The organism is Flavobacterium sp. NLM, from assembly GCF_002210235.1.
In the GTDB taxonomy this organism is placed as follows: domain Bacteria; phylum Bacteroidota; class Bacteroidia; order Flavobacteriales; family Flavobacteriaceae; genus Flavobacterium; species Flavobacterium panici.
In genome coordinates, this window is record NZ_LIAC01000007.1 from 324,666 (window position 1) to 330,665 (window position 6,000).

The window sequence follows — 6,000 nt, forward strand, 5'->3', positions numbered from 1 at the left end:
TCTAATTCTATAACAAGTTAATGATTTTGGTCACTAAAAAAAACTTTTTTATGAACTATTTGGCTGTATTTCCTTCTCTATTTATTTTAAAAGGAAGTCAAGGATCAAAGTTTAAACTGCTGCAGGTTCTCTGTATTGTTCAATAAAAGCATTTAGGGCTTTAGAATGGAGCTCTTCATTTCGATAAATTAATAAAGTTGTCATCGTATTTAACTCCTTGCTTACCGGAAAAGTTTTTATATTTCTGCCGCTGTAATAGGTGTTAATTACTTCTTCGGGAAGAATGCTGATTCCTAAACCTGCTTCAACAAAATTGATAATTCCTTCAATAGAATTAAGTACGGTGCTTTTGTAACGTGTGATTCCTTTTGAGCTTAACCAGGTTTCAAGTCGGGACCTAAAAACACAGCCTTTTTCAAAAACTACAATTTTTAAAGGATCTTCTTTAAGAATATCTTCTAATTTATTTGTTCCCGGTGGAGAAAGTATAAGAAGCTTTTCGTTGCGCACAACTACTTGTTCCAGTTCTGGAATATTTATAGGCGCTATAACAAATGCGGCATCCAGTTTATAATTTAATACATCGTGAACAAGTGTTGATAATGCCGCCGAATGAAACTCAAGTTCAACCGCCGGATAAATTTCGCTAAAATTATTAATAATATCAGGTGCTTTTAATGCCATCGTGGTTTCAATACAGCCAATGCGTACCGTTCCTCCAATTTGATCTGAATTCTGAATATCATTTTTTGCATCATTTAATAGGTTTCCTATTTTCTTCGCATATTTTAATAATGTTTCGCCGGCTTCCGTAAGTACAACCTTTCGGGAAACTCTTTTGAAAAGTTCGGTTTCAAATTCTTCTTCCAGACTTTTTATGCGTGCCGTAACATTCGATTGTACAGTAAAAGTAGCTTCTGCAGCTTTTGTAAAGCTTCCGAGTGTTGCGGCAGCTTCAAATATTTTAAGATCATTGCTATTCATTGTATCATTATTAGTGATTAATATGATCATAACATATCATATTTAGATATCAAAAATACAAAGTAAATTTGTATCAAACAATTGAAAATATGAAAAACACAATTAAATCTGCAGCGCTAATATTAACCTTAACAGCGCTATCCGGAATAGATGCAAATGCACAAGAAAAATCTTTTGCAGCAAAAAGTAATACTGAAATTCAGACCACACATTTTAATACCATAAAGGTAGACGGACTGAATATTTTTTATCGTGAAGCTGGGCCAAAAGATGCTCCAGTTGTACTATTGCTTCATGGATATCCAACTTCATCGCATATGTACAGAAACCTGATTCCTATTTTAAGTAAAAAATACCGTGTGATTGCTCCAGATTTACCTGGATTTGGTTATTCTGATGCGCCAGATCATACACAGTTTGCTTACACTTTTGATAATTTGGCTAAAACGATGCAGGGCTTTATCGATCAGCTTGGTTTAAAACGTTTTGCGATTTATGTATTTGATTACGGAGCGCCAACTGGTTTTAGACTTGCTTTGGCAAATCCGGAAAAAATTACAGGGATTATATCCCAAAACGGAAATGCTTATGAAGAAGGTTTAAGCAGCGAATGGAATCCAATTCAGAAATATTGGAAAGAGCCAACTCAAGCGAATCGCGACGCACTTAATATTTTTGTTTCTAAAGAAGTTACCCAATTTCAGTACTTTCACGGAGTAGCTGATAAAAGCCTGATAGCTCCCGAAACTTATACACTGGATCAGCACTTTTTAGATCGTCCGGGAAATATTGAAATTCAGCTTGATCTTGTAAAAGATTACAGAACGAATGTGGCGCTTTACCCAAAATTTCAGGAATATTTTAGAACCAAAAAACCAATGATACTGGCTGTTTGGGGAGATAAAGATCCTTACTTTTTACCAGCCGGAGCAAAAGCGTATAAAAAAGACAGCCCAAATGCTGAGGTAAAATTTTATGATACCGGACATTTTGCACTTGAAACACACGTAAACGAAATAGGAAATGATATTTTAAAATTTCTTGCTAAACTTCCTAAATAAGACGAAAACAACTTTTCAGTCTTAATAAAAAAACAGCCCAATTCGAGGCTGTTTTTTTATGGTTAAATCTAAAGATATCTCAATTTTTCTTCTTCAATATCCAGATAATGCATTTGTCTGCGAATAATAGATTCATCTAAAGTCTGATCTTCTTTATTTCTGTTGATGAGCCATTGTCTTTGCTGATTTAATAAATCGAGATAAATATGTTTAAGATCCTGACTTATCGATTCATCGTCGATTCCTTTAATATGCTGTTCCCATTTTTGAATAAGATGCTGCAATGAAGTATTATTTTCTACCTGACCGTCATAATTTGTCTTTAAATAGTGTAAAGCAAATTCAGCTAATTCTTGTCGTATTTGATGATAAGCTTCTTCACGTGGTACATCGTAGATATTAGGCAGTTTAATTTTTTTAATAAAATAAGGAAGTGTTAATCCCTGAATTAATAATGTCAAAAGAATCACAATAAAAGTGATAAATAATATAAGATTTCGTTGCGGAAATCCGTTGCCATTATTTAAATAAACGGGAATAGATAATGCTGCTGCTAATGAAACCACGCCGCGCATTCCAGTCCAGCCCAAAATAAAAGGCGTTTTATAACCGGGATGCCTTCTGTCTGCAACTGTGATAAAATTTCGGGCAATTAAAGTGACAATTACCGCACCGTAAGATGATATCATTCGGCTTACAATCAAAACAAGCGTAATTAATACGCCATATACAATTGCCGTTAAAAGGCTTACGCCTTCAAGTCCTTTTGTAATTTGGGGTAAATCTAACCCAATCAGCATAAAGACCAATCCGTTTAAAATAAAGCATAAACTTTCCCAGACATTTACACCTTGTATCCGCGATCTGCTGCTCAAAAAACGATGTCGGTTATTAGACAAAAGCAATCCGCAACTTACAACCGCCAATACTCCGGAACTATGGACTTCTTCGGCAGCGAGATAAATAATATAAGGCGTTAATAAGGACAGCACAATATCAGCATTAGCATCTGTTGGCAAATATTTATGCGCTTTCATAAAAAGCCAGCCAATTAATAAACCAATGGCAACGCCGCCAAAAATCATCCAGCTAAAACTTATTGCTGCTTTGTAAAATATAAACTGCTCGGTCGCTACGGCAATCATCGCAAATCTGAAAATAATAAGGGAAGATGCGTCATTCAATAAACTTTCGCCTTCTAATATGGACGAAATGGTTTTGGGAACTTTAACAAATTTTAAAATCGCTCCGGCACTTACGGCATCCGGCGGCGAAACAATTCCGCCTAAAACAAAACCTAAAGCCAATGAAAATCCGGGAATAATATAATTAGCCACTAACGCAACTGAAAGTGCCGAGATAAAAACGACAATAAAAGCAAAACTTGTAATAATGCGTCGCCAGCGCCACAACTCTTTCCATGAAATTGTCCACGCTGCTTCATATAATAAAGGCGGAAGGAAAATAAAAAAGATAAGTTCCGGCTCAATGTTTATAACGGGAATGCCCGGAATAAAACTGATCACCAATCCCGCCAATACTAAAAGTACAGGATAAGCTACTTTTATTTTATTGCCCAGCATAATGAGCAGCAAAATGATAATTAAAAGACCGAGGTAAAATGGAAAGTCGTCCAGCATTCGTTTAGTTTAGATTTCTATATTCAATTGGTGTGTAACCGGTATTCTTTTTAAACATTCGATTAAAATGCTGCGGATATTTAAACCCTAATTCTGAGGCAATCTGACTAACTGATTTTTCTGCATCAAAAATTCGTTCTTTGGCCAGATTTATCAACTTAAGATGAATGTGTTCCTGCGCTGATTTTCCTGTTTCTTTTTTGATTAAATCTCCAAAATAATTAGGAGAAAGATGTAAATGATCTGCAAAATAGCCAACAGAAGGCAAACCGGAATCTTGTGCCATTTCTGATTGAAAATAATCGTTTAACAAATTTTCAAACTTTGATAAAATATCAGAATTGATGTTTTCGCGAGTTATAAATTGTCTGTCATAAAAACGCACGCAATGATTTAAAAGCAGATCAATTGTATTGCTTATAATATTTTTACTGTGTTTATCAATAGACTGGCTTAATTCGTAGTCTAATTTACTGAATAAATCTTTTATGATCTGCTGTTCTTTTAAAGATAAATGAAGCGCTTCGTGCGAATCATAAGAAAAAAACGAATATTGATTTATATTTTTAGCCAGTGCAGTTCCTTTTATCAAATCAGGATGAAAAAGTAGTGTTAAGCCTGTCGATTTATAATTATCTGTATTATTAACTTCAAGTACTTGTCCGGGTGCTACAAAAACCATTGTACCATCATCGTAATCATAATTATTACGTCCGTATTTTAATTCACCGCAATGACCGGCTTTTAAAAATACCGCATAAAAACCAAAATGCAGGCGCGTATTATTAGGTAATGCGTTACTATTAGAATTATCAAAAACACTAATTAAAGGATGCTGCGTTTCAACACCTTTTAACTGATTATACTGTGTAACTTGTTCGAGTTTTAATTGGTCCATGATGTATTTGAAAAAAAATATCTACACAAATATACTATTCAGATTCTTAATAACTTAGCGTGATTATTCAAATCAGTAAAAATGGTAATAATAGCAGTAATCTGTATTATATACGACTGGTTTTATTGAAGGAAATTTGTACTGTTAAAAATAACAATAAACTTTTATATAAATAAAATTATGGAAAAGAGAATATTAGGAACACAAGGATTAGAGGTTTCTGCATTAGGATTGGGCTGTATGGGATTGAGTTTTGCTTATGGTACAGCGTTAGATAAAGAACAAGGAATAAAATTAATTAGAGAAGCATACGAACAGGGAATTAATTTTTTTGATACTGCCGAAGCTTATGGTATTGCCAATGAAGAGTTGGTAGGAGAGGCTCTGGCTCCGTTTCGAAAAGATGTTGTTATTGCAACCAAATTTGGTTTTAAAGGCGGACAAGCATTCAACGGACAAGACAGCCGACCAGAAAATATCAGGGCTGTTGCAGAAGAATCTTTAAGACGTTTAAAAACGGATGTTATTGATTTGTTTTACCAGCATAGAGTAGATCAAAATGTGCCAATTGAAGATGTTGCCGGAACGGTTAAAGATTTGATTCAGGAAGGAAAAGTAAAATACTTTGGAATGTCTGAAGCGGGCGCAGCATCAATAAGAAAAGCGCATGCGGTTCAGCCGGTATCTGCTTTGCAAAGTGAATATTCTATTTGGTGGAGAGAACCGGAGTTAGAAGTTTTACCGGTATTAGAAGAATTAGGAATTGGTTTTGTGCCGTTTAGCCCATTGGGAAGAGGATTTTTAACTGGAGCAATTACTGAAAGTACCAGTTTTGAAGCGACGGATTTTAGAAATAATTTACCTCGCTTTAGTGAAGAAAACAGAAAAGCCAATCAAAAATTAGTTGATTTATTGTCTGCAATTGCTTCTCAAAAACAAGCAACTCCTGCACAAATTGCATTAGGCTGGCTTTTGGCTCAAAAACCATGGATTGCTCCAATTCCGGGAACAACAAAATCACACCGATTAACAGAAAACATCGGCGGCGCTTCAATTCATTTATCTGCAGAAGATGTTAAAAATATCGATGATGCTTTTGCTCAAACTACAATTAAGGGAGATCGTTATCCCGCTCAATTTCAGCAAACGGTAGGGAAATAATCTTTGAAAAAGGGCTGTCTCAACTTTTGAGACAGCCCTTTTTATTTTATATATTTCTTGTTCCGTAGGAACATTTCATAGGTAGAAGATTATATCGTTATCATGGCTTGCGTTCCGTAGGAACGTTTGAATTAGCATCATTTTTTAATAATCTAACATAAAAAGAGGCTGTCTCAAAAGTTGAGACAGCCTCTTTTTATGTTACATGTTTATTTGTTCTGTAAGAACATTTCATCGGTAGAAAAATTATATTGTT

Annotated in this window: 5 protein-coding genes; 2 read left to right on the top strand and 3 right to left on the bottom strand. The window is 34.7% G+C overall.

Annotated elements, in window-relative coordinates; all coding sequences use genetic code 11:
• Positions 1-111 precede the first annotated feature (111 nt).
• Entirely contained in the window at positions 112-1,014 is a 903-nt protein-coding gene (locus tag APR43_RS11105; RefSeq protein ID WP_235992008.1) for a LysR family transcriptional regulator, read from the bottom strand.
• Positions 1,015-1,073: 59 nt separating this feature from the next.
• Here APR43_RS11105 and APR43_RS11110 point away from each other — a divergent pair, with 59 nt between their 5' ends.
• Positions 1,074-2,045 carry an alpha/beta fold hydrolase gene (locus tag APR43_RS11110; protein ID WP_082356432.1) on the top strand — a complete coding sequence of 324 codons (972 nt, stop codon included), beginning with the start codon at positions 1,074-1,076 and terminating at the stop codon, positions 2,043-2,045.
• 68 nt (positions 2,046-2,113) lie between these two features.
• Here APR43_RS11110 and APR43_RS11115 read toward each other — a convergent pair whose 3' ends face one another.
• Together APR43_RS11115 and APR43_RS11120 are read right to left on the bottom strand one after the other, a co-directional pair.
• Complete coding sequence (locus APR43_RS11115; RefSeq protein WP_053472345.1) at positions 2,114-3,685, bottom strand: Na+/H+ antiporter; 1,572 nt, start codon at positions 3,683-3,685, stop codon at positions 2,114-2,116.
• Positions 3,686-3,689: 4 nt separating this feature from the next.
• A complete protein-coding gene (locus APR43_RS11120) occupies positions 3,690-4,583 on the bottom strand; it encodes a helix-turn-helix domain-containing protein (protein WP_053472344.1) in 894 nt (297 codons plus the stop codon).
• 180 nt (positions 4,584-4,763) lie between these two features.
• Here APR43_RS11120 and APR43_RS11125 point away from each other — a divergent pair, with 180 nt between their 5' ends.
• Positions 4,764-5,744 (top strand): aldo/keto reductase, encoded by a 981-nt coding sequence (locus APR43_RS11125; protein WP_053472343.1) that lies wholly within the window; start codon positions 4,764-4,766, stop codon positions 5,742-5,744.
• The last annotated feature ends 256 nt before the right edge of the window (positions 5,745-6,000 follow it).

Bases quoted from the DNA above. Each gene is read 5' to 3' on its own strand.
- APR43_RS11110 (WP_082356432.1), top strand. From the start codon at position 1,074: ATGAAAAACACAATTAAATCTGCAGCGCTAATATTAACCTTAACAGCG.
- APR43_RS11125 (WP_053472343.1), top strand. From the start codon at position 4,764: ATGGAAAAGAGAATATTAGGAACACAAGGATTAGAGGTTTCTGCATTA.
- APR43_RS11105 (WP_235992008.1), bottom strand. From the start codon at position 1,014: ATGATCATATTAATCACTAATAATGATACAATGAATAGCAATGATCTT.
- APR43_RS11120 (WP_053472344.1), bottom strand. From the start codon at position 4,583: ATGGACCAATTAAAACTCGAACAAGTTACACAGTATAATCAGTTAAAA.
- APR43_RS11115 (WP_053472345.1), bottom strand. From the start codon at position 3,685: ATGCTGGACGACTTTCCATTTTACCTCGGTCTTTTAATTATCATTTTG.